The sequence below is a fragment of the Fibrivirga algicola genome, from assembly GCF_011742925.1.
GTDB lineage: Bacteria > Bacteroidota > Bacteroidia > Cytophagales > Spirosomataceae > Fibrella > Fibrella algicola.
Genome location: NZ_WAEL01000002.1, coordinates 54,728 through 76,146, shown reverse-complemented (window position 1 = coordinate 76,146; position 21,419 = coordinate 54,728). Strand labels below are relative to the sequence as shown.

Annotated in this window: 22 protein-coding genes; 16 read left to right on the top strand and 6 right to left on the bottom strand. The window is 52.9% G+C overall.

The genetic code is table 11. The features are described from left to right. The first annotated feature begins 32 nt into the window (after positions 1 to 32). From F7231_RS05605 to F7231_RS27825, 9 genes are all read left to right on the top strand, one after another. Positions 33 to 674 carry an NAD(P)H-binding protein gene (locus F7231_RS05605; protein ID WP_166691231.1) on the top strand — a complete coding sequence of 214 codons (642 nt, stop codon included), beginning with the start codon at positions 33 to 35 and terminating at the stop codon, positions 672 to 674. Positions 675 to 1,089: 415 nt separating this feature from the next. Beyond that, complete coding sequence (locus F7231_RS05600) at positions 1,090 to 1,749, top strand: flavodoxin (RefSeq protein WP_208295545.1); 660 nt, start codon at positions 1,090 to 1,092, stop codon at positions 1,747 to 1,749. A gap of 82 nt (positions 1,750 to 1,831) precedes the next feature. After that, positions 1,832 to 2,314, top strand: coding sequence for a (2Fe-2S)-binding protein (locus F7231_RS05595; RefSeq protein ID WP_085412469.1), 483 nt, complete (start codon positions 1,832 to 1,834; stop codon positions 2,312 to 2,314). Between the two features lie 43 nt (positions 2,315 to 2,357). Next, entirely contained in the window at positions 2,358 to 3,011 is a 654-nt protein-coding gene (locus F7231_RS05590; RefSeq protein WP_166691230.1) for a hypothetical protein, read from the top strand. A gap of 78 nt (positions 3,012 to 3,089) precedes the next feature. Continuing rightward, complete coding sequence (locus F7231_RS05585; protein WP_166691229.1) at positions 3,090 to 5,255, top strand: xanthine dehydrogenase family protein molybdopterin-binding subunit; 2,166 nt, start codon at positions 3,090 to 3,092, stop codon at positions 5,253 to 5,255. Positions 5,256 to 5,301: 46 nt separating this feature from the next. Beyond that, entirely contained in the window at positions 5,302 to 6,027 is a 726-nt protein-coding gene (locus F7231_RS05580; RefSeq protein WP_166691228.1) for a carboxymuconolactone decarboxylase family protein, read from the top strand. Positions 6,028 to 6,061: 34 nt separating this feature from the next. After that, positions 6,062 to 6,556: a cupin domain-containing protein gene (locus F7231_RS05575; RefSeq protein WP_166691227.1), complete on the top strand. Its 495-nt coding sequence runs from the start codon at positions 6,062 to 6,064 to the stop codon at positions 6,554 to 6,556. Between the two features lie 58 nt (positions 6,557 to 6,614). Continuing rightward, entirely contained in the window at positions 6,615 to 6,917 is a 303-nt protein-coding gene (locus tag F7231_RS05570) for a hypothetical protein (RefSeq protein WP_229365091.1), read from the top strand. A 160-nt stretch (positions 6,918 to 7,077) separates the two neighbouring features. Further along, positions 7,078 to 7,224 (top strand): helix-turn-helix domain-containing protein, encoded by a 147-nt coding sequence (locus F7231_RS27825; RefSeq protein WP_166691226.1) that lies wholly within the window; start codon positions 7,078 to 7,080, stop codon positions 7,222 to 7,224. Positions 7,225 to 7,248: 24 nt separating this feature from the next. Here the strand turns inward: F7231_RS27825 and F7231_RS05560 are convergent, their stop codons facing one another. Beyond that, a complete protein-coding gene (locus tag F7231_RS05560) occupies positions 7,249 to 8,385 on the bottom strand; it encodes a TonB family protein (protein ID WP_166691225.1) in 1,137 nt (378 codons plus the stop codon). A gap of 284 nt (positions 8,386 to 8,669) precedes the next feature. On the opposite strand from F7231_RS05560, the gene F7231_RS05555 reads away from it, so the two are divergent. The 3 genes from F7231_RS05555 (at position 8,670) to F7231_RS05545 (ending at position 10,211) form a co-directional block, all read left to right on the top strand. Beyond that, positions 8,670 to 9,077 carry an RrF2 family transcriptional regulator gene (locus F7231_RS05555; RefSeq protein ID WP_085412474.1) on the top strand — a complete coding sequence of 136 codons (408 nt, stop codon included), beginning with the start codon at positions 8,670 to 8,672 and terminating at the stop codon, positions 9,075 to 9,077. Between the two features lie 69 nt (positions 9,078 to 9,146). Further along, a complete protein-coding gene (locus tag F7231_RS05550; RefSeq protein ID WP_166691224.1) occupies positions 9,147 to 9,791 on the top strand; it encodes an NAD(P)-dependent oxidoreductase in 645 nt (214 codons plus the stop codon). 18 nt (positions 9,792 to 9,809) lie between these two features. Beyond that, the gene (locus F7231_RS05545; protein WP_166691223.1) at positions 9,810 to 10,211 is read left to right on the top strand and encodes a hypothetical protein; all 402 of its coding nucleotides are present in this window, start codon (positions 9,810 to 9,812) and stop codon (positions 10,209 to 10,211) included. Here the strand turns inward: F7231_RS05545 and F7231_RS05540 are convergent. The 4 genes from F7231_RS05540 to F7231_RS05525 all read right to left on the bottom strand — a co-directional run bounded on the left by F7231_RS05540 (position 10,149) and on the right by F7231_RS05525 (position 13,381). After that, on the bottom strand, positions 10,149 to 10,859 hold the full coding sequence (locus F7231_RS05540) for a LamG domain-containing protein (protein ID WP_229369667.1): 711 nt from the start codon (positions 10,857 to 10,859) through the stop codon (positions 10,149 to 10,151). The genes F7231_RS05545 and F7231_RS05540 overlap by 63 nt on opposite strands. A gap of 6 nt (positions 10,860 to 10,865) precedes the next feature. Next, a complete protein-coding gene (locus F7231_RS05535; protein ID WP_166691222.1) occupies positions 10,866 to 11,834 on the bottom strand; it encodes a zinc-binding alcohol dehydrogenase family protein in 969 nt (322 codons plus the stop codon). Positions 11,835 to 11,840: 6 nt separating this feature from the next. Then, positions 11,841 to 12,704 (bottom strand): alpha/beta fold hydrolase, encoded by an 864-nt coding sequence (locus F7231_RS05530; RefSeq protein ID WP_166691221.1) that lies wholly within the window; start codon positions 12,702 to 12,704, stop codon positions 11,841 to 11,843. A 98-nt stretch (positions 12,705 to 12,802) separates the two neighbouring features. After that, positions 12,803 to 13,381, bottom strand: a complete 579-nt coding sequence (locus tag F7231_RS05525; RefSeq protein WP_166691220.1) for a Crp/Fnr family transcriptional regulator — start codon at positions 13,379 to 13,381, stop codon at positions 12,803 to 12,805. A gap of 338 nt (positions 13,382 to 13,719) precedes the next feature. Here F7231_RS05525 and F7231_RS05520 point away from each other — a divergent pair, with 338 nt between their 5' ends. From F7231_RS05520 to F7231_RS05505, 4 genes are all read left to right on the top strand, one after another. Continuing rightward, positions 13,720 to 14,010 (top strand): hypothetical protein, encoded by a 291-nt coding sequence (locus F7231_RS05520; RefSeq protein ID WP_166691219.1) that lies wholly within the window; start codon positions 13,720 to 13,722, stop codon positions 14,008 to 14,010. Positions 14,011 to 14,132: 122 nt separating this feature from the next. Further along, positions 14,133 to 15,215, top strand: a complete 1,083-nt coding sequence (locus F7231_RS05515) for an efflux RND transporter periplasmic adaptor subunit (RefSeq protein ID WP_085412481.1) — start codon at positions 14,133 to 14,135, stop codon at positions 15,213 to 15,215. A 28-nt stretch (positions 15,216 to 15,243) separates the two neighbouring features. Next, positions 15,244 to 18,447, top strand: a complete 3,204-nt coding sequence (locus tag F7231_RS05510) for an efflux RND transporter permease subunit (protein ID WP_085412482.1) — start codon at positions 15,244 to 15,246, stop codon at positions 18,445 to 18,447. After that, a complete protein-coding gene (locus tag F7231_RS05505) occupies positions 18,440 to 19,873 on the top strand; it encodes a TolC family protein (protein WP_085412483.1) in 1,434 nt (477 codons plus the stop codon). The genes F7231_RS05510 and F7231_RS05505 overlap by 8 nt, the downstream gene beginning before the upstream one ends. Positions 19,874 to 20,004: 131 nt before the next feature. Here F7231_RS05505 and F7231_RS05500 read toward each other — a convergent pair whose 3' ends face one another. Beyond that, on the bottom strand, positions 20,005 to 21,405 hold the full coding sequence (locus tag F7231_RS05500) for a glucoamylase family protein (RefSeq protein ID WP_085412484.1): 1,401 nt from the start codon (positions 21,403 to 21,405) through the stop codon (positions 20,005 to 20,007). Positions 21,406 to 21,419 lie beyond the last annotated feature (14 nt).

Genomic DNA, 21,419 nt, shown 5'->3' with positions numbered 1-21,419 from the left:
AAGACTCTGGCGCAGACCAAAACCATAGCCGCATGAAAATACTGATTTTAGGGGCTGCCGGGCAGATAAGTAAACTGCTGACCGACGATCTGTTGGCCCGAACGGACAATGCGCTTGTCCTCTATGGTCGGAATGCCACAAAAAGGCTCAGGGTACATGCTGCGTCCCGCGTACAGATCGTCGATGGTGATTTCAAGGACCGGAAACTCCTGAAGCTGGCCATGCAGGATGTGGATGTCGTGTATCTCAATTCCATGCATGATTCGGACGGTATCGATGCCATCATAGACACCATGCAGGAACTGCATGTGAAGCGGATAATCGTCGCTTCCATCCTTGGTATTTACGATGAAGTGCCCGGTGCCTTTGGGGCCTGGAACAAAAGCATGGTGGGTGTTAGTGGGATAAAAAAACAGGCCACGCATGCCGCCAAGCTTGAAAAAACGGACCTCGACTACACCATTCTACGCCTGACATGGCTTTACAACCGGACAGGCAACCGTACTTATATGCTCACCCAAAAAGGCGAACCCTTTGTTGGGGCGCAGGTGACCAGGGAGGCCGTCGCTCAACTTATTGTCGACATAATCGCCGATCACACGGGCCAATACAACCGGACAAGCTTAGGCGTTAGTGAACCCAATACCAACTGGGACAAGCCGTCATTCTACTAATGCCCCATAGGTGCACGAGCCTGCTCTAACCTGTAATATTGGTAGTGCATGCCGTAATCTGTATACCAAACAGACAGGCAATCGGTCAGACCTTTGTAGAGCAAAGACGGTTCGTTCTCATCATCAGTATTGTTTGAACGGATACGCTGCCACAGGAATGTTTTGTTTAGGTGGTCGGCTATGATTACGCTCGCTCAGCACGAACAGTCAGTTATCTGACGTGGACTGAAGATCGCTACCCTTTCTTCGCTCGGCCTGAAACTCGGTGTTGGCCCTCTTTCGTGAAGCCCACCGGGTGTGAGTTGGCTAATCAACGCTATAGCCGCCGATACCCGATTCACTCCGGACGATAGCTGTGGAGTCATGGTACTCACCAGAGCAAAGCAAGTCAATATCAAATTAGCTTCAGCACGTTATGAAAATGACCTTTTTGATAGTACACGGACTGGTAACGTTCCTGCTGTTGATCGGTGCTTGTTCTTCTCGAACGGAGAATGGTCAGGTTACAGAGAATGTTACCGTTGACCCGAGCAACGGGTTACCAAGCAACGCGGTGCCCGGCAAGGTGTTAATCGTGTACCTGTCGCGGACGAACAACACGAAAGCAGTAGCCGACATGATTCACAAGCGGGTAGGGGGAACGCTGGTGCCGCTCGAATTGGTAACTCCTTATCCGGAGAATTACCGGGCAACGGTGGAGCAGGTGGTCAAGGAAAATGAGACTGGTTTCCTGCCCCCATTAAAAACGAAAATTGACAACATTCAGCAATATGACGTGGTGTTTGTGGGCTTCCCGACCTGGGGGATGCAGCTTCCGCCACCCATGAAAAGCTTTTTACGTCAATATGAGCTAAGGGGCAAAACCGTCGTTCCATTCAATACCAATGGCGGTTACGGCATTGGTAGCACGTTCCAAACCGTGAAAGAGCTTTGCCCTAACAGCAGCGTACTGGAAGGTTTTACCGTCCGTGGCGGCTCAGAACGGGATGGCCAATTGCTGGTTATTCAGGGTAGTAAGGCAAACGAAGTTGAAACGGATGTGCTGAACTGGTTAAAAAAGATCAAGGTGATCTAATCTATCGCCAGTCATTACCCGGCACGTTTGACGTGAATCAGTGACCCGGTAGTTTAATACTCATACGTTAACATCAACAGTTATGGCAATTATCAAGTGCACTATCAATGGTAAGGAGTATTCGCTCGACCTCGACCCGCAAATGCCATTGTTGTGGGCCATTCGGGATGTAGTGGGCCTGAAAGGTACCAAGTATGGCTGCGGGGTGGCCCAGTGCGGCGCCTGTACGGTTCACCTCAACGGGGAGGCGGTACGGTCCTGCGTAACCCGCGTTAGCCGGGTGGCCGGGCAGAACATCGTCACGATCGAAGGCCTGTCTCAGCACAATGATCACCCGGTTCAACGGGCCTGGCAGGAGATCGACGTACCCCAGTGCGGCTATTGCCATTCCGGGCAAATCATGTCGGCGGCTGTGCTGCTTCGCGAAAACCCAAACCCGACCGATGCCGACATTGACGCGGCGATGGCTGGGAACATTTGCCGCTGCGGAACGTACCTGCGCGTACGCAAGGCCATTCACCTGGCCGCTGGTATGGAACCCAAGGTGAGCAGCAGTAACGAATAAACCGGCTGGTCAACGCCACCGGGTACACTCTCAACGTTATCCTATGAAGAAGCAAGCAACCAAGTATATGCGTCGGTTCCTGACTCGAAAAACGGCAACCATACTATCGGTGGGCCTATTTACGACGACTGTCATTACGTCGGCCTTTACCGAATCGGCAGAACCAGCGCCTCAGCCGCTGCGGTCTGTGGCAGAGCCAATCAAAAAAGACAGCGTGGCCTCAGTGAAAGCCTTTGCCAGCGTCTATAAAGTCCTGATGAGCCCGCGTTGCATGAATTGCCACCCGTCGGGCGATGTACCGCTCCAGGGCGACGATAGCCACCTGCACACGATGGCTCCCCAGCGCGGTACCGATGGCAAAGGCATATACGCCATGAAATGCGCCAACTGCCATCAGCCCAGCAACGTACCTGGGTTGCACACCCCACCGGGTAATCCCGACTGGCACCTGCCTCCCGCCACGGCACGCATGGTTTTTCAGGGCCGTAACGCGCATCAGCTAGCCAAGCAACTGGTTGATGTTAAGCAGAATGGAGGAAAGGATACGAAGAAGCTACTGGAACACGCCGACGACGGATTGGTGCTGGCGGGCTGGAACCCCGGCGAAGGCCGCACGTTGCCCCCGATGAGTCACGCTGCCTTTAAAAAAGCCTGGACAACCTGGATCGAAACAGGGGCCTTTGCCCCGGCTCCCTAAGCAGTAGCCGCCGACACTATATTGGTGGCTTTCCCGTATCTAATCGACTGATTCCGTACACGTATACTCAACTCACTTATGGATTCGCAAGCATTCACCCGACGCAATTTCCTTAAAGTATCGAGCCTGACCGGGGCGCTGCTCTCGCTGGGCTTTTACCTCCCGACCAACGCCGAAGTCGCCGAAATTATCAAGACCGCCGAGGCGGATAACTTCGGGGTGGCCATGAACGCCTGGATTCACATCGACACGTCGGGCAAGGTGACCATCTTCTCGCACCGGGCCGAAATGGGGCAGGGTGTTTACCAGTCCATTCCTCAGATGATTGCCGAAGAACTGGAAGTCGATCTGGACAAAATTGACATCGTCTTTGCGCAGGGCGACCAGAAGAAGTTTGGCAATCAGGTGACGGGCGGCAGTTCCACCGTGCGGACTTCGTATAAAAACCTGCTCAATCTGGGCGCAACGGCCCGCGAGATGCTCATTCAGGCGGCCGCTGCGAAATGGAACGTACCCAAAGCCGACTGCTACGCTCAATCCGGGTACGTTATCTATAAACCAGCAAGTGGTGCCGAGAAACGTATGCACTATGGCGAACTGGTGGTCGATGCACAGAAGCTGGAGACGCCAAAAAACGTGGTGCTCAAAAAACGATCGGAGTATAAGCTGATCGGCAAACCGTTGCGTCGGCAGGATACACCGTTGAAAACCAACGGCACCGCCACGTTCGGACTCGATAAAATGATTCCGGGTATGCTGTATGCCGCTGTGGAGCGCAACTCCCGGCTGCGCGGTAAGGTCAAAAGCTTCGACGATACCGCCGCTCGCAAAATTCCCGGGGTGAAGCACGTGGTGAAAACCCGAATGGGTGTATTCGATACCTACCGCGAAGGCGTAGCCGTGGTGGCCACCTCAAGCTGGGCGGCCATTCAGGGTAAGAAAGCCCTTAAAATCAACTGGGACGACAGCGGTTTTGAACACCTGAACACGGACGAGATTTTTCGGCGTCAACGAGAAGCATTGAAAACCAAGGAAGGTCTGTCGTTCAAAAAGCAGGGCGACCCTGTGTCTGTTCTGGCAAAGGCGTCTCAAAAGCTGGATGTCGTCTACGAAACGCCGTATCAGTACCATAGCTGCATGGAGCCGCTCAACTGCACAGCGCATTACCAGGCCGACAAGCTCGAAATCTGGGGCCCCATTCAGGCACCCGACTGGGTACAGGACTACATCAGCAAGGAGATGAACATCCCCCGCGACAAGGTTATCGTTAACATGACGTTTCTGGGCGGCGGCTTTGGCCGGAAAGCCTTCATGGACTATCCCCACGAGGCTGCTATCATCTCAAAAGCAATCGGAGCCCCCGTTCAGGTGATCTGGACACGTGAAGACGACGCCACGCAGGGCCCTTACCGGCCGGGCATCTCGTATCGGTGCGAGGGGGCGCTGGAGAATGGGCAGATCAGCGCGTTCAAGATCAAAATGGCCGGGCAGAACACCAATCACTGGCGGGGTGGCAAGAAAGATGAACCCAACCGCAGCACGTCGGAAGGATTCCTGAAACCGTATACGGAGAGCATCAAGAACCTGAGTATCCAGGATATTCCGTTCGAAACCCCGATTCCGGTTATGTGGTGGCGGTCAGTGTATGCGTCGACCAACGGGTTTGCCTACGAAAGTTTTATCGACGAACTAGCTCATCAGGCCGGGAAGGATCCGATGACGTTCCGGCGCGATCACCTGCCCGAAGAACGCCTGCACCGGCTCATCGACAAAATGGAGGCCGTGTCGGGCTGGAAGAGTCGCCAGAAAGGTGCCGGTTACGGAGTGGCTATTACCGAATGTTTTTCGAGCACGGTAGGGCAAATCGTGAAAGTATCGAAAAGTGCAACGGGCGGGGTGAAAATCGATCAGGTATGGGCTGTCATGGATTGCGGCTGGTACGTGAATCCGGACACGATCAAAGCCCAGGTCGAAGGCTCGATTGTGATGGCCATCGGCGCGGCAACGCAGCATCAGGTGACGTTTAAAGACGGTATTCCGGTCGACAAGAATTTTTACTCGTACCAGTTGCCACGTATCACCGATATTCCACCCATCGAGGTGTTCATCATGGAAAATGAAGAGGCGGCCGGTGGCGTTGGTGAGCCGGGTTTGCCCGCCTTTGCTCCGGCGCTGACCAACGCCATTTTCGATTTAACAGGTAAGCGCATCCGAACGCTGCCTTTCAGTCTGGCCTCCGTTTAACAGAATCCAAACCAGTACTTTCTTTATCATCATAACCTGCACCCACATGCGCATTTCGTTGCTCCTGCTAGTCGTTGGCTCCTTGATGGGAATCGGTCGTCTCAACGCGCAAAACCGACCGAATCAACCGGCTACCTTGTCAGTGAAGCAACAACGCATTGTCAGTATCGCGGCCCTGACGGCGAAGGGAGACTTGCAAAAGCTACAACCGGCTCTGGCTGCGGGACTGGACGAGGGGTTGACTGTCAATGAGATCAAGGAAGTGCTAGTGCATCTGTACGCCTATTGTGGATTCCCCCGGAGCATTCGTGGTTTGCAGACATTGATGGCGGTACTGGACGAGCGGAAGAAAAAAGGCATTTCCGATAAAATGGGCAGGGTGGCTTCGCCCATAACTAGTAACGTACCCAAATACGAGCGCGGCAAAAAAGTACTCGAGCAACTGTCTGGCCAACCTGAAACCGGTCCAAAGCGGGGCTATGCTGCGTTCAGCCCGGAGATTGAGGTTTTTCTGAAAGAACATTTGTTTGCCGATATCTTCGAGCGGGACGTGCTCAGTTATGCCGACCGGGAACTGACAACCATTTCGGTGCTGACCAGTATCGGGGGCGCCGAACCCATGTTGCAGAGCCATCTGGGGCTCTGTTTGCATGTGGGCCTGACCGGACCCCAACTGGAGCAGGCGATGGCGGTGATTGAAACCAGCCTTGGCAAATCGGAAGCCGACGCTGGCCGGGCGGTTTTGACCCAGGTTTTGGCGGCAAAACTGTAAAATGAAAGACGAAGGGTATTTGACAGGTAAATTCATGAAAAACAACGTGATTGGCCTGATGGCTGTTGGTTTATTGGTCTCGCTGATCGGTGGTCAGGTAAGCGCCCAAACCCGAAAAGAGCCTGTGACGGACGCGGGCGCTATTTTCCCGAAAGGACAGCGGGCGCCGGCTACCAACTTCACCGGCACCGTCTGGGTGCAGCAATTGATCGAGGCCGACAGTGCGATGAATGTTCCGGTTGGGTACGTCACCTTCGAGCCAGGGGCACGCTCGAACTGGCATCGGCACGCGGGCGGTCAGGTGCTGCTGGCACTGGGTGGCATTGGGTACTATCAGGAGCAGGGAAAACCCATCCAGATTCTTCGAAAAGGCGATGCGGTAAAATGCCCCCCGAACGTACCCCACTGGCACGGTGCATCGCCAACGGTTAGTTTCATGCAGGTCGCTATCACCCCCAATACCGCTACCGGTCGGGTAGTTTGGATGCAGCCGGTGACCGATCAGGAGTATACTAACCTGAAACCATAAGGACACCAATCACCTAATGCTAAATGGGCATTTTGACTGTTTGGTGATTGGTAAGCCAGTGAAACAACAATCCGTAAACCGTTTACTTCTCATCACGGTAGTAGTATCGGTTGCAGTGATGAGCGGACAAGTTGCCATATCGATGCATATCTTAACCTTGTTGGTCACAGCGAATGGGGATCGGCTCACGTCTGATTTTATCGCGGGTAGCAGTAGCATTAATGCTGTGCCGGTACACAAGGAAATCCGTGGCCTGCGTAACAAAGGGTTGGTAATCAGCCGCGAAGAGCGCCCGCACCGGCTCATCGATAAATTGGAAGAAGTAACTTCTTCGAACTGCTCGAGAAAAAGACGAACCTAGCCAATCTCGATACCCCTATTCGAATGCGCTCGGCTACAGCGTATGTGGCGAAATTAAACCAGAATCCGAGCTGCCTAAATGGACTAGTGAAGAAGCATACCAGATAACCCGTTAACACGCTCATCACAAATCGCCTGCTGGAAGAGAGTAAAGCCTGCTGGTGCAGACCGACTGGACCTTGCAGGAAATAAGACGCATCATTGGCTTTGCCGATCAACCGAACTTCAGCCAGTTCTTTAAAAAATACGTAGGCATCGCGCCCGCTGAATTTCGGCGCTCACCCATCTCGCCAGACTATGAGGGGTGAGTCAGTTCAGTGCGTGTCAATAACTCACTTATAAAACCCCCACACCTCTCTGATAGTAGACACGGGTTTGGCAACCTTGATTGGTACAACGAATTCGGTGAGCAACACCCGGTCGGCATATCGTTCCGGGGTTAGTAGATTCACAGGTAGGTAGGCGTCTCGCGTATCCTGCGTATGGTCGTAGGTGAACGCAACCGGTAGGACATAACGCCCCTGGTAAGCGGGTTTGAGCGTGCCTGTCTGCTGTAAGGCGCGCTTCGCCGCCTTATCCAGCCCGTAGCCGACGTTCTCCGGACTGAGGGTGGCCACGTCGCCGATCTGCCCTTGCTCGTTAATGGTAAAGCCCACGTACACCCGCCCATACACCCCCGCCAGCCACGCCTGATTGGGGTAGACCAGTTCTTTGGTTAGTTGTTGGTTGAACAAGGCATCCGCACTCAACGCTGGTTTAGTCCGGTTGGCAACCGCCGATGCAGCATCATAGACCATTACCAACCGAATAGCTTCACTGATAGGGAGCTGTTTGGTAGACGCGTTTGTGGCAAGCGGAGTTTGTCGGCCGTGCAGCGTCTTGAGCAGCGAGGCTTCGTCGAGATCCGTCAATTCGGGTTGGGCATCTCCCTTCTGAATGTAGTAAGTCTCTTTTTGTTGGTAATATCCAGCGAAGACGCTGCGTTTGTCGTATCCGTTGGTCGTCAGCGTGGGAATCAGCCGCGAGGCTATACTTTTCGTGAGTTTGGTTGGCCCCTCATAGAGCACCGTCGTGTAGCGTTTTGCCATCCCGGCCGACAGGCTGCTGAGCTGTCGAACAAAGGTCAGGCCGCCGATGGTGAAGGCGTAGGGTGTTAACCGGGTGAGCGACGAATTTGCCTCAAAATGGCACAAGACTTCGTTAGCTACCAGGTCGTAGGCTAATTCGCAGGTAATCTCCTTCCCGCCAGGCTCTATCTGCACCCTGCCCATTTGCCAGGCAGGATAGGTTAGAAAGGGACTTCCCAGGTACGTTTCCTGCTTGTGGCTCGGCGCCGTCGATGAGCCTGACTCGTACACCTCACAGGTCGTCACGATTTGACCGTACACATCTTTACTAACTACGCACTGCGCCAGAGACGCATGAACGCCGCTGATTAAGAGAACCAGAAGCACGATAAACCGTCCCATTCTGCTAGTCAATACCTTTAAATGATAGTATTGTCATTAAAAAGAGATGATCCTTCGTTACTTACTTCAAGTAGCCGTTCAAAATTCCAGTTTAGCGGCGGCGGTCTGTGGGTAAAGCTATTCTTCTTTCTGTGATAAACTATTTGATAAGAAGTTGCCCGAAGACGCTTGGATTTTCCCTGTAAACCACCTGCTTTACCCTCGTTCCCAGGTTTATCCCGCCTGTAAATTTCACAGTAGTGAACTTTTTAATTCTTGAATCTGTAACTACTAATATTACAGTTATGAGCGGACAATTTGCCATATCGATGCATATCTTAACCCTGTTGGCCAAAGCGAACGGGGATCGGCTCACGTCTGATTTTATCGCGGGTAGCATCAACATTAACCCTGTTCTGGTGCGTAAGGAAATCAGTAACCTGCGTAACAAAGGCTTGGTAATCAGCCGGGAGGGCAAGCATGGTGGAAGCGAACTGGCCAAACCAGCCAGCCAGATTCGGCTTTCCGACGTGTTTCTGGCAACCCGACAGGGGGCCTTGCTGGGGAAGTCCCAGAATGTTCCGAATCCGGAGTGCCCAGTGGGTCGCCAGATCAACCAACACCTTGACTCGCTGTATGAGCAGGCCGAATCAGTTCTGATTCACCAATTAGCCGATAGTACCCTGGCTGATTTCAGCCAACAGTTTGACTGAATTTTTTTTGCCTAAAACTGTAATAAAAAATAGTACAGTATTATTCATAACCAACCAACAAGTACCCTTATGAAATTAGCACTTATTGGCGCTTCTGGCTTTGTAGGCGCGGCGCTCCTCGACGAAGCAGTCCGGCGCGGTCATTCAGTAACGGCGATTGTTCGGCATCCCGAAAAAATTAGCGTGACTGATTCCCTGACCCAGGTTAAACAGGCTGATGTACAAGCTATTGAAGCCCTGGCACAACTGCTGACGGGGCATGACGCCGTTATCAGCGCCTATAATGCCGGGTGGACAAACCCCAATCTCTACGATGATTTTCTGGCGGGTTCCAAAGCCATTGATCAGGCTACCCGGCAGGCATCTGTCAGCCGATTGCTGGTCATTGGTGGTGCTGGAAGTCTGGAAATAGCCTCGGGCGTTCAGTTGGTAGACACCCCCGAATTTCCTGCGGAGTATAAAGCAGGGGCAACGGCTGCACGGGATTACCTGAACACACTTCGCCAGCAGTCAACGCTGGACTGGACGTTTGTGAGCCCAGCTATTAATCTTTTTCCGGGCGAACGGACCGGGTCATTCCGTTTAGGCACCGACCAGCCCGTTTTTGATGAACAGGGCAACTGTAGCATTTCAGTGGCCGACCTGGCCGTTGCCGTGCTCGACGAAGTGGAGCAGCCGCAATTTATCCGTAAGCGGTTTACCGCAGGCTATTGATCAACGGCAGGCCGGGATGTGCGTTCCGGCCTGCAGAAACAACGTACCCACCCACGGTTAAATCCCTATGGCATGAAGGTCGAGACGATCCACGTCATCATTCAGGGGCTGAAGATTCTGGGTGCGCCCGTTGTTGAACACCCCAAAGAAGGACAAATCTTCCGGGCGTACCCAATCAGCCGCGTCAACCCCGAGCTGGACGATCTGGAAATCAGTCAGTGTCTGTTTGCGGGCAACGAGGCTGTCAAACTGAACTTCGACGAGACCAGTAAGCTGTTTTTGCATCCAATGGTCGGTACATTCGGAGCCGATAAAGGCGTAGGCTTATTTAAAAATGAGGCGACTATAGCTGTTATGTCAATACTGCCTGGTGATTTTCAGGTCGGTGAAGTAGCCTTCAGTGCCTACTTCGACCCATAGACCAATGCCTCCTGAAGCGCCCACGCCATGCTTCATATCCTTGACCAGCAGGTTGGGTTGTTTCGCTCCGTTCAGGTAGAGTTTGGCTTCTGATCCGTTCACCACGATCTTCATTGTAATCCATTCGTTCAGGGCCATGTCAGCGTACGACTCGTACCGCTCCGGGGCTTCTTTCCGCAGGCGATCAAATTTGTAGTCGGGGTAAGAGAAGTACTGGATGGAGTGGTTACGACGTACCTGATCGTCGGCGCGGCCATTGGTGGGGCGGATGTAAATACTCTCAAACTTGGCATTGGCCTCGTTGATCCTAAACGCTATGCCGATAAAGCCACGGGCCGTTTCCGGCGCGTTCTTCAGCAGTCGACTCAGCACCTTCACCTCGATGGTTCCGTTGGTGAAATCGACGCCCTGGAGCCGTACAAACGTCGGCTCGTCTACCTGTTGTATTGTCGAATCCTTCACGGCTCGGAGGGCCTCTTTACCCATTACCCGCGCAAACGACATGGATACCTGATTGGGTACCAGCCTGGCTTTCGTTAGCTTAATGGACTGAGCGTTTACAGTTGTTGAGCCGAGTAACGAGCAAATTACCAGCGCAGATAAGGCGCGTTTCATGCAATAAATTGGCGTTTGGGTTAACGGATTCATGGTCAATTAAGTCAATACGACAATCTTGCCGGTTCCCTGATTCTGTTTCATAAACCGGTGAGCATCTACAATCTGATCTAACCGAAATACCTGACTCACGGCGAGTTTCACCTGCCCTGTTTCAACCTCGCGGATAAACTCCTGACATACCGGGACTGAACTTCTGATCTGGCCGCTATCGAAAATTGTGAGTCGGACGGTGGCCGGAATAAACTCCATCGGGGCAAAATCGGCAATGGACCAGCTTTCAGCCAGCATACCTGTCATGCAGCCCGTTCCGCCCGGTTTAATACAGTGCAGCGAATCGCCGAGGGTAGACGTACCTACCAACTCCAACGTCTTATCGACGCCTTCGGGAAAAAGTGCCCGTACCTTATCGGCGAGGTGACCATCATCGATGAGCACATGCGAAGCGCCGTTGTCGAGTAAGGCCTTTTCTTTTTGCGGGTTCCGGGTGGTGGCAATGACCGTCAGCCCGGCGTTTTTAGCCAACTGAGTAGCCAACATCCCCACTGACGACGTACCTCCGCGAATGAGCAACGTTTCGCCGGATTTGATGCCTAGTGCCAGATGCAGCGAGCCATACACCGTCTGGAACATTTCGGGAATGGCCCCGAGTATCTCCCAGGGAAGCGTGCTGTTAAACGGATACGTAATGGCTTTGGGCACGACGGTGTATTCGGCATAGCTCCCGTCGAAATCACGGCCCATGCCCCCCATCATAGCCATTACCCGCTGGCCTTTGGCGTACTGGCCTGACGGGTCATTTTCGACCTCGCCTACGCACTCGATGCCCAGTACACGCGGAAACCGGACGTCGGGCGATAAGCCTTTGCGGGTCATCAATTCAGACCGATTCAGGCCAAAGGCTCTTACCCTAACAAGTACCTGCCCGTCGGCCGGAGCGGGAATGGGCCGCTCGTCAAGAATAAGCTCGTCGGCAGAACCGGGGCGGTAGAGAACGGCAGCTTTCATAGTAATTTACTGGTTTAAGAAGGGAGAGACGCTGGCCCAGACTGCCGGAAAATTAACCAGGAAAACCGGATGGGGTGCGTTGGGAATAATACTGAGCTGGCTATTTGGAATCATCTGATACGCCGCTATGACTGTTGCCAGAGGTGCATTCTGATCCCGCTCGCCCGACAGCACCAATACCGGACATTTGATGCTGGCAAACAACGTTTTACTGGCGGTCATGGTGTTGTAGAAATCGGCCAGTTTGGTCCAGTATTCCTGTAAACGGCCGGGCTCCGGCATCAGGGACAGCTGCTGTTTCCAGTACAGGCTATCCAGTCTGAAGGCTGTTCCGGTGTCTAAAATCACTTTGCGAAGCCCCGGCACTTGCTCACCGGCCCCAATAGCGACCAGTTTCCGAACCCGTGCCGGGTACATGCTGGCTAGTTTATAGCCTGTGTAGGCTCCATCGCTAAAGCCTAGCACCGTGACACTGTCGCTGGTCATGGCCTGAATGACCGCATACACATCGTTGGCCTTTTGCTCATACGTCATAGGGGTAGAACCAATCTCCGATCTGCCATGCCCTCTGGTGGAAATCGCTATGACCTGATAGGTCTTGGACAAACTATCAACAAAAGTGGCCATCTCGTACGTAGAACCATAGCCACCGCCGTGCAGCACAACCAATGGCCTGCCTTTTCCATACACCTCAACATAGATCCGGGCATCACCCGCTGTGATATAACGGCCTGCATTGGAATTATTGCCGTAGGGTATAGACCCTGAAGGTGAAGGCGTTGCCTGTGCAAAGTGACGCATCGTCGTCGACTGCTGCCCAAATGAGGTTGATGTACTAACTAGTAATACCAGGAGAAATCGCAGATGCATAACCGTGTGAGTTGCGACGGCAAAAGTCTCTCTTTACTAGTCCCCCAGGAATAAACTAGATTAAGAAATAGGCTTAAACTGGTTTAAGCCCAATGCGCTCAGGTGGCAATGGTTTTTCGGATTTTGCTGAGAAACTCAGGGGTGATGCCCAGGTAAGAGGCGATCTGCGTGTTGGGCAGGCGTGAGGCCAGAGCAGGGTATTCGTCAAGAAAAGCCAGGTACCGTTCCTGAGCGGTTGAGCTAATGGTTTGTAGCAACCGGTTCTGTAACTCAACGTACTTATCCTCGATAATGACTTTGAAGATCCGGTCGAGTTTAGGTACGTTCCGATAAAGAAAGTACAGGTCTTGTTGCTCAATCTGTAATACCACAGACGGTTCAACAGCTTCGATGAACAATTTACTGGGCTTTCCGGAATGGAAGCTGCCAATGTCGGCAATCCATTCGTTATCAGCGGCAAACTGGATGTTATGCTCAACGCCATTCCGGTCAATGGCGTACATGCGGAAGCAACCGGCCACCACAAACGAGTAGTGTTTGCAGGGAAAACCTTCCTGCAAAATAGCTTGCCGACGTTTAATGGACCGTTGGCTCACCCGCCCTTCAAAAAGTTGTTTTTCGCCCGTTTCCAGTGGAATAAACTGCTCGAAGTGGCTGATTAATGGCAGTAAAGTCAAATTGCTGGACAGATCCTGTTAACCACTGTCTGGTTGGCCCTTAAGACAAAGTAAACCCCAAATTTACCCAATATCCATAGGTACAGGCTAGTTTTCTGACAGGCCACCGTGGCAGACGCTGTAGCTGCCAGCATGTTGAGTGTACATAAAGGCTATTCTATTCATCGGCCGTTGGAATTGCCTGTTTTGATTCTAACGACTATTAATTATAACTATTCCCAGTACATAGAGGCGATACACTAGAGTGAGCCGTTCGATTTTACACTTTTCTAATTTCCTTTTCACGCGGTTATAATGCCGGCGAGGCTGTTTTGTATCACTCAACACGGATGCAATTAATGAAACGCCGACATTCTCCCTCGATTTTACTCTATAGCCTTGGGCTGGCACTCGCTTTCTCACTCGTCTTCAATGGCTTATTGTTGCACGAGCACAGCTTGCTACGGAGCGGCCATGGGTACGAAGTAAGCGGAGCTTCGTTTCCGGTTGGGTACGTTACGTGGCAGCATCAGTTTACAGAATGCCAGCGAGCTAATCAGCAGAAGGACAGCCTCATCTGGCAGTTGGAACATGCGGCCAATGCGCCGCCGGGCCGAGCTATCACCCTCCATCATAGCCATTTCAATTAAAATTTCCCATTTCACTCTACCACCTGGGTAAGTCATTACCGACCTGGCGCCAACCCGGGAACCGCCGTTTCTGACCAGAACAGGCAACGTGGCTGGTGCTCACTTATTTCCACAATAGTTATATGAAAAAAAGTCATGTGCTCATGGGCTTGTTTGCCCTTACTTGCCTCACAAGCTGCACGAAAGAAGAAGAAAAGAAAGAAGAAGAAGTTAATTACCGGGTGACCAGTCCATTGGTGAAAGATACGACGATCACCAAAGATTATGTGGCACAGATAAAGGCTATCCGTCATATCGAGATGCGGGCTCAGCAGCGGGGTTACATTCAAAACATTTACGTCGATGAAGGCCAATCGGTCAGGCAGGGCCAGATGATGTTTCAGATCATGCCCAAGCTGTATGAGGCTGAACTCCAGAAGGCACAGGCTGAAGCTAACTTCGCCAATATCGAGTATCAGAATACCAAAAAGCTGGCCGACAACAAGATTGTGGCGCCCAATGAACTGTCGATGGCCGATGCTAAACTCGACAAAGCCAAAGCAGAAGTGGCGCTGGCGCAGACCCACCTGGGATTCACCAAGATCAAAGCCCCTTTTTCGGGGATGATGGATCACTTTCAGGTTCGTCTTGGCAGCCTGGTCGACGAAGGTGATCTGCTGACCACCTTGTCAGATAACAGCCAGATGTGGGTCTATTTCAACGTGCCGGAGGCCGAGTACTTAGATTTAAAAACCAAGGCTGCGTCGGGCAATTTGACCAACGTACACCTGATGCTGGCCAATAACCAACTTTTTCCTTACAATGGTAAGGTTGAAACCATTGAGGCCGACTTCAATAACGAAACCGGGAATATCGCGTTTCGGGCCACGTTCCCGAACCCCAAGGCTATTCTGCGGCATGGCGAAACAGGTACGGTGCAGATGACACTGCCATTCCGGAACGCCATGATCATTCCGCAGAAAGCCACCTTCGAAGTTCTCGAGAAAAAGTATGTCTATGTGATAGACAAAGACAACAAGATTCGGTCGCGCGAGATTGCCGTGGCCGCTGAGTTGCCGCACATTTTCGTGGTTCGATCGGGACTTAAAAAAGAGGACAAAATCCTTCTGGAAGGCTTGCGCCAGGTGAAAGAGAACGAAAAGATACAGTACAAATTCGAGCAGCCGAGCAAGGTAGTTGCCAATTTGGGGCTGTACGCCGAGTAATCAACGAGTCTAAAACCAGCAGGAAGACATGTTTAGTAAATTCATACGCAGGCCCGTATTCGCAATTGTCATTTCGGTGATGATCGTGTTTATCGGTGTGCTGGCTATCAAGAAGTTGCCAATTTCGCAGTTTCCGGATATTGCCCCCACTACCGTCAATATTTTTATCGCATACCCCGGTTCCAGCGCCGACGTGCTGGTGAAATCAACGCTGATTACGCTCGAACAGGCAATCAACGGGGTGCAGGATATGCGCTACATTGCCACCGATGCTACCAGTGCTGGTGAAGCCACTCTCCGTATCATTTTTGAGCCGGGGACAGACCCCAACGACGCCGTTATCCGGGTAAAAACCAGGGTCGATCAGGTGATGCCGCTGCTGCCCGAACTGGTACAACGCGAGGGGGTGGTGATCACGCCCATTCAGCCCAGTATGCTGATGTACGTCAACCTTTATTCGAAGGATAAGAGCATTGACGAAAAATTCCTGTTCAACTACGCTACCGTGAAAATGATCCCTGAGATTCAGCGGACCAAAGGGGTAGCCAGAGCCCAGATTCTGGGTAGCCGCCGCTACGCCATGCGCGTATGGCTGAACCCCGAGCGCATGCGGGCCTACAACGTGTCGACCGAAGAGGTGATGAAGGCCATTGGCGAGCAAAGCATCATCGGCCGACCGGGCCGGATCGGACAAAGCTCGGGTATTGCGGCGCAGTCCCTGGAGTATGTGCTCACTTATAAGGGGCGCTATAATAAGCCGGAAGAGTACGAAAGCATCATTGTGCGGGCCAACTCCGCCGGCGAAAGCATTCACCTGCGCGACATTGCCAAAGTAGAACTGGGTAGCGAATTCTTCGATATCTACTCCAATCTGGATGGCCATGCCTCAGCCGCCATTGTGTTGCGGCAGAACTACGGCAGTAACGCCAGCGACGTAATCGAAGAAGTGAAGGCCAAGCTGGAAGTGATGAAGGCGTCGTTCCCACCGGGAGTTGATTACAAAATCAGCTACGACGTGTCGAACTTCCTGGATGCGTCGATCGAACAAGTGATCGATACCCTGCGCGATGCGTTTATTCTGGTGGCGTTGGTGGTATTTATCTTCCTGGGCGACTGGCGGTCTACACTGATTCCGATTCTGGCGGTGCCGGTATCGCTGATTGGGGCCTTCTTTGTCATTCAGGCGTTTGGACTGTCGATCAACCTGATCACGCTGTTTGCCCTGGTGCTGGCCATCGGTATTGTGGTCGATGATGCCATTGTGGTGGTAGAAGCTGTGCACGCCAAGATGGAAGAAGAGCCGCATCTGACGCCGTTTGGGGCGGTTAAAAAAGTGCTGGGCGAAATCAGTGGTGCCATTATCGCTATTACGCTGGTGATGGTGTCGGTGTTCCTGCCTATCTCGTTCATGACGGGGCCGGTGGGTACGTTCTACCGGCAGTTCTCGATCACTATGGCCAGTTCGATCGTGATTTCGGCTCTCATCGCCCTCACGCTGACGCCCGTATTATGCGCCATGCTGCTGCAGAACCATCACGGACATGCCCGGAAGAAGAATCTGCTGACCCGGGCCCTCGACAGTTTCAACCGGGGCTTCGATAAGCTGACCGGTCGTTACGTGGGCTTACTGCGAGCGATCGTAAGCCGCCGGGTAGTCACGTTTGTTGTGCTGGCGGCATTCTGTCTGGGCATCGCCTATGAAAACAAGATTCTGCCCGCCGGTTTTATTCCGAATGAAGACCAGAGCACCATCTACGCGATCATTCAGACGCCACCGGGCTCGACACTCGAAAAAACGAACGAAGTGTCGCGTCGGCTGCAGACAATCTGCGAAGAAGTGCCGGGCATTGAATCGATCTCATCGCTGGCTGGCTACGAGATTATGACCGAAGGGCGGGGTTCCAACGCAGGTACGTGTCTGATCAACCTGAAACCCTGGTCTGATCGCGACAAGAACGTGAAGGAGATCATGGAAGAACTGGAGGAAAAATCGAGGGGCCTCGGCGCGACGGTCGAGTTTTTTGAGCCACCAGCTATTCCCGGATTCGGTACATCGGGTGGTTTCTCAATGCGTCTGCTGGATAAAAATACCGACACCGATTACAGCGAGTTCGATAAGATCAACAAGCAGTTCATGGAGAACTTGAGTAAGCGGAAAGAGCTGACCGGCCTGTTTACCTTCTTCGCCGCCAACTACCCGCAGTACGAACTGGAGATCGATAATAACCTGGCCATGCAGAAAGGCGTATCCATTGGAAAAGCGATGGATAACCTGAACATCATGATTGGCAGTACCTACGAACAGGGCTTCATCAAGTATAATCAGTTCTTCAAGGTATACGTACAGTCAGACCCAAGTTTCAGACGCTTGCCATCCGATCTATTGAAGCTGTTTGTGAAAAATGACGCGGGCGAAATGGTGCCTTACTCAGCCTTCATGAAACTGAAGAAAGGGCAGGGACCAAACGAGATTACCCGCTTCAACCTGTACAACTCGGCCGCTATTCAAGGTCTGCCTGCCAAAGGGTTCACAACCGCCGACGCCATTCAGGCCATTCGGGAAGTAGCCGCCACAACGTTGCCGAAAGGGTACGACATCGCGTTTGAGGGCCTCTCATACGACGAATCGATCCGGGGCAACGAGTCGCTCTACGTATTCCTGATCGTGTTGGCGTTTGTATACATGGTGCTGGCGGCTCAGTACGAAAGCTTCATCATTCCGCTGGCCGTGGTGTTCTCGCTGCCGGTGGGCATATTTGGCTCGTTCATGCTGCTGAAGCTGATGGGGCTGGAGAACAACATCTATGCGCAGATTGGCCTGATTATGCTGGTTGGTCTGCTGGGTAAAAACGCCGTGCTTATTGTCGAGTTTGCCGTTCAGAAACGCCAGCAGGGCGAAACGATTCTGAACGCAGCCATCGAAGGAGCCCGGGTACGTTTCCGTCCCATTCTGATGACCTCGTTTGCCTTCGTGGCCGGTCTGATTCCGCTGATTACAGCTTCTGGTGCCGGCGCTATCGGTAACCGGACCATCGGCGCATCGGCGATGGGTGGTATGCTGTTCGGTACCATTTTCGGGGTCATCATTATCCCGGGCCTGTACTACATATTCGGCAGCCTGGCCGACGGCCGGAAGATGATTCGGGATGAAGAAAGCGAATCGCTAACCGAAAACCTGGTGCATCAATTAGATGCTTTTCCTGAAATAGAAGAAACGCCTAATCATGTTTAAAAAACTCATAACCGGGTGCTTGGGGGTTGCCTTCCTGTCAGTAGCGTTAACGGCCTGCAAAACCCCTGCACTGATTACCCGAACTGAAAACCGGAACGTACCTGTAAGCTTCGGTACGTCGCTCGACTCGACCAATACGGTTAGCCGTCGGTGGCGTTCCTTTTTTACTGATCCGAACCTGGTAGCCCTGATTGATACCGCCATTCGAAACAACCAGGAACTGAACATCACGGCTCAGGAAATTCAGATTACCCAGAACGAAATCCGCGCCCGGCAGGGTGAATACATGCCATTTGTAGGGATACGCGGTGGGGCAGGTGTCGATAAAGTGGGGCGCTATACGCTGTTGGGGGCCGCCGAAGCGAACTCTGAGATCAGACCGGGTAAAGAAGTGCCCGACCCGCTGCCCAACTACATGGTAGGTGCTTTTGCCAGCTGGGAGGTTGATATTTGGCACAAGCTGCGGAATGCCAAAAAAGCCGCGATAAACCGGTATCTAGCCAGTGTAGAGGGCCGAAATTTCACGACCACGAACCTGATCTCTGAAATCGCTACGTCATATTACGAGTTGTTGGCGCTCGACAATCAACTGGCTATCGTACAGCAGAACATCGAGATTCAGAACAATGCGTTGCGCATTGTCAGGTTGCAGAAAGAAGCGACCCGCGTAACTGAATTGGCCGTGCGCCGGTTTGAGGCGCAGGTGCTGAACACGCAAAACCTGCAATACGGCTTGCAGCAGCGGATTGTGGAAACCGAGAACCGGATCAATTTCCTCGTCGGTCGCTATCCGCAGCCTGTTGCCCGAAACTCAGCGGCGTTCAACAGTACGGTCCCCGACAGTATTCAGGTTGGTATTCCATCACAACTGCTGGCCAATCGCCCGGATATTCGGCGGGCTGAGCAGGAATTGGCGGCCGCTAAACTGGATGTACAGGTAGCCAAAGCGCGTTTTTATCCATCACTAGCTATTTCGGCGGGTATCGGCTATCAGGCCTTTAATCCGGCTTATTTCCTGAAGACACCCGAGTCGTTGATTATGTCGCTGGCGGGTGACCTGGCGGCACCGTTGGTCAATAAAAACGCGATTATCGCCACGTACAACAGTGCCAATGCACGGCAGATTCAGGCGGTGTTCAACTACGAACGGACGATCCTGAACGCTTATATTGAGGTGGCTAATCAGCTCTCGAACATCAGCAACCTGCAAAAGAGTTATGGCGTGAAAGCAAGGGAAGTACAGGCATTGACGCAGTCGATTGACATTTCGACTACCCTCTTCAACTCAGCCCGGGCTGAATACACGGAGGTATTGTTTACCCAACGTGACGCGCTGGAAGCCCGATTTGACCTGGTTGAAACCAAGATGCGGCAACTGACGGCCACGGTCAATATATACCGCGCTCTAGGCGGCGGCTGGCAGTAGGAGTTTGCTCGGCTCAACCCGAAACGTTGGATTGCCCTGGAGGGGGCTAATGCGCCGCAAGTTCAGGCAAGCGGCGCATTAGCCCCCTCCAGGGCAATCCAACGTTTCGGGTTGAGCCGAGCGAATGACGGTTAATTCAACCATCCACCGGTAAAGCCCGCTTTCTGTAGACCACGGCGAATATGTGGGTTCTTCTTCATCAAGTTCCAGACAAAGCCCGTTCGCAGGTTTTCGGCCATGATCAGAATAGGACCCTGATCGATACCCAGGTAGTCAATATCGAACCAGCCGTTCTCTGTTGACCCATTGGCAAAGGATGACCGGTAGCGATACGTTGGATTAAAAGCATCGCGGAAACCGTACTGACCGTATAACTTGGCCCCGTAGCGTGTTTTCATCGCGCGTAAGGCCGGAATACAGATTTCGGGGGCAAACGCCATCGACCCACCGGCGGCCGTAGGGGCAATGGTGCCATCATCCACAATGCCGGTAGAAGCAGCCCCACGTGCCCGGTACGAGAAGAATTTTCGGCCGTTAGCGGTGGTGTCTTTCGGTCCATCGCAGGCGGTTAATCCCCAGATGGTTGCGCTGTAATCGGTCCACTTTCCTGGATTCGTCATGCAGTAGGCCCGGTTAGCGTAGGTAGCCCGGCGTGAGTTCTCGAAATAGTCGATTCCTTTAGCCCGCATGTAGTCGTCGCGGATCCCTTTAAAATCGATCCAGCAGTGCGAGTACTGGTGCCCGAACAACGGGTCGAAGTTGACGTGCTCCTGTCCGTGAAAGGTTGCCCAGGGGTATGATTTGGTCCAGGCGGGCCACACGTCGGCGCCGACCGGATGCGTAGGTGAAGCCAGGGCGAGTACATACAGGAGCATGCCTTCATTATAGCCGGTCCAGTCACTTTTGATAAAGCCTTTTTCGGGATGCCAGCCCATCGAGATAAATGGCCGGGACGTTGACGCACGCCCTGCCTGAAACCACGCCCAGTCGGCACGGCCGTAGATCTGATCGGCCAATTGCCGGATCTCGGTTTCGACGGGTGTTTTCCGATCAAAATAGGACTGCGCGCTCAGGATGCCGCCCAGCAGCAGCGCTGTATCAATGGTTGACAGCTCGACCTGCTTGAACCGCTCACCCGTCTTCATGTCGAGAAAATGGTAGAAGAAACCCTTGTACCCCGCCACGCCCGTTGCTGCGTCGGATTGAGGCGCTTTGGCAAAAAAACGCAGTGTACGTAAGGTCCGGTCGGCAGCCTGCTGGCGGGTAACGTACCCACGCTCGGCCCCGATCAGGTACGACGTAAGGCCAAAGCCCACAGCCGCAATGCTGGAAAACGAACGGGAAGGAGCCCGGTCGGGAAGGAGACCATTGTCGGGGTTCGCTGTTTCCCAAAAGAACCGGAACGTATCGCGCTGGAGGCTATCCAGAAAAGCTTCATCCGCTTTTGACAGACGAGTGGTAGGTTGCTTCGACTGGCTAAAAACAGTTAATGCTGCGGGGAAGAGGAAGAATATGATGAGGAGTTTTTTCATGGTTGTTGACATGT

Coding starts and splice junctions, on each gene's coding strand:
- F7231_RS05605 (WP_166691231.1), top strand. CDS start 33: ATGAAAATACTGATTTTAGGGGCTGCCGGGCAGATAAGTAAACTGCTG.
- F7231_RS05600 (WP_208295545.1), top strand. CDS start 1,090: ATGAAAATGACCTTTTTGATAGTACACGGACTGGTAACGTTCCTGCTG.
- F7231_RS05595 (WP_085412469.1), top strand. CDS start 1,832: ATGGCAATTATCAAGTGCACTATCAATGGTAAGGAGTATTCGCTCGAC.
- F7231_RS05590 (WP_166691230.1), top strand. CDS start 2,358: ATGAAGAAGCAAGCAACCAAGTATATGCGTCGGTTCCTGACTCGAAAA.
- F7231_RS05585 (WP_166691229.1), top strand. CDS start 3,090: ATGGATTCGCAAGCATTCACCCGACGCAATTTCCTTAAAGTATCGAGC.
- F7231_RS05580 (WP_166691228.1), top strand. CDS start 5,302: ATGCGCATTTCGTTGCTCCTGCTAGTCGTTGGCTCCTTGATGGGAATC.
- F7231_RS05575 (WP_166691227.1), top strand. CDS start 6,062: ATGAAAAACAACGTGATTGGCCTGATGGCTGTTGGTTTATTGGTCTCG.
- F7231_RS05560 (WP_166691225.1), bottom strand. CDS start 8,385: ATGGGACGGTTTATCGTGCTTCTGGTTCTCTTAATCAGCGGCGTTCAT.
- F7231_RS05555 (WP_085412474.1), top strand. CDS start 8,670: ATGAGCGGACAATTTGCCATATCGATGCATATCTTAACCCTGTTGGCC.
- F7231_RS05550 (WP_166691224.1), top strand. CDS start 9,147: ATGAAATTAGCACTTATTGGCGCTTCTGGCTTTGTAGGCGCGGCGCTC.
- F7231_RS05540 (WP_229369667.1), bottom strand. CDS start 10,859: ATGAATCCGTTAACCCAAACGCCAATTTATTGCATGAAACGCGCCTTA.
- F7231_RS05535 (WP_166691222.1), bottom strand. CDS start 11,834: ATGAAAGCTGCCGTTCTCTACCGCCCCGGTTCTGCCGACGAGCTTATT.
- F7231_RS05530 (WP_166691221.1), bottom strand. CDS start 12,704: ATGCATCTGCGATTTCTCCTGGTATTACTAGTTAGTACATCAACCTCA.
- F7231_RS05520 (WP_166691219.1), top strand. CDS start 13,720: ATGAAACGCCGACATTCTCCCTCGATTTTACTCTATAGCCTTGGGCTG.
- F7231_RS05515 (WP_085412481.1), top strand. CDS start 14,133: ATGAAAAAAAGTCATGTGCTCATGGGCTTGTTTGCCCTTACTTGCCTC.
- F7231_RS05510 (WP_085412482.1), top strand. CDS start 15,244: ATGTTTAGTAAATTCATACGCAGGCCCGTATTCGCAATTGTCATTTCG.
- F7231_RS05505 (WP_085412483.1), top strand. CDS start 18,440: ATGTTTAAAAAACTCATAACCGGGTGCTTGGGGGTTGCCTTCCTGTCA.
- F7231_RS05500 (WP_085412484.1), bottom strand. CDS start 21,405: ATGAAAAAACTCCTCATCATATTCTTCCTCTTCCCCGCAGCATTAACT.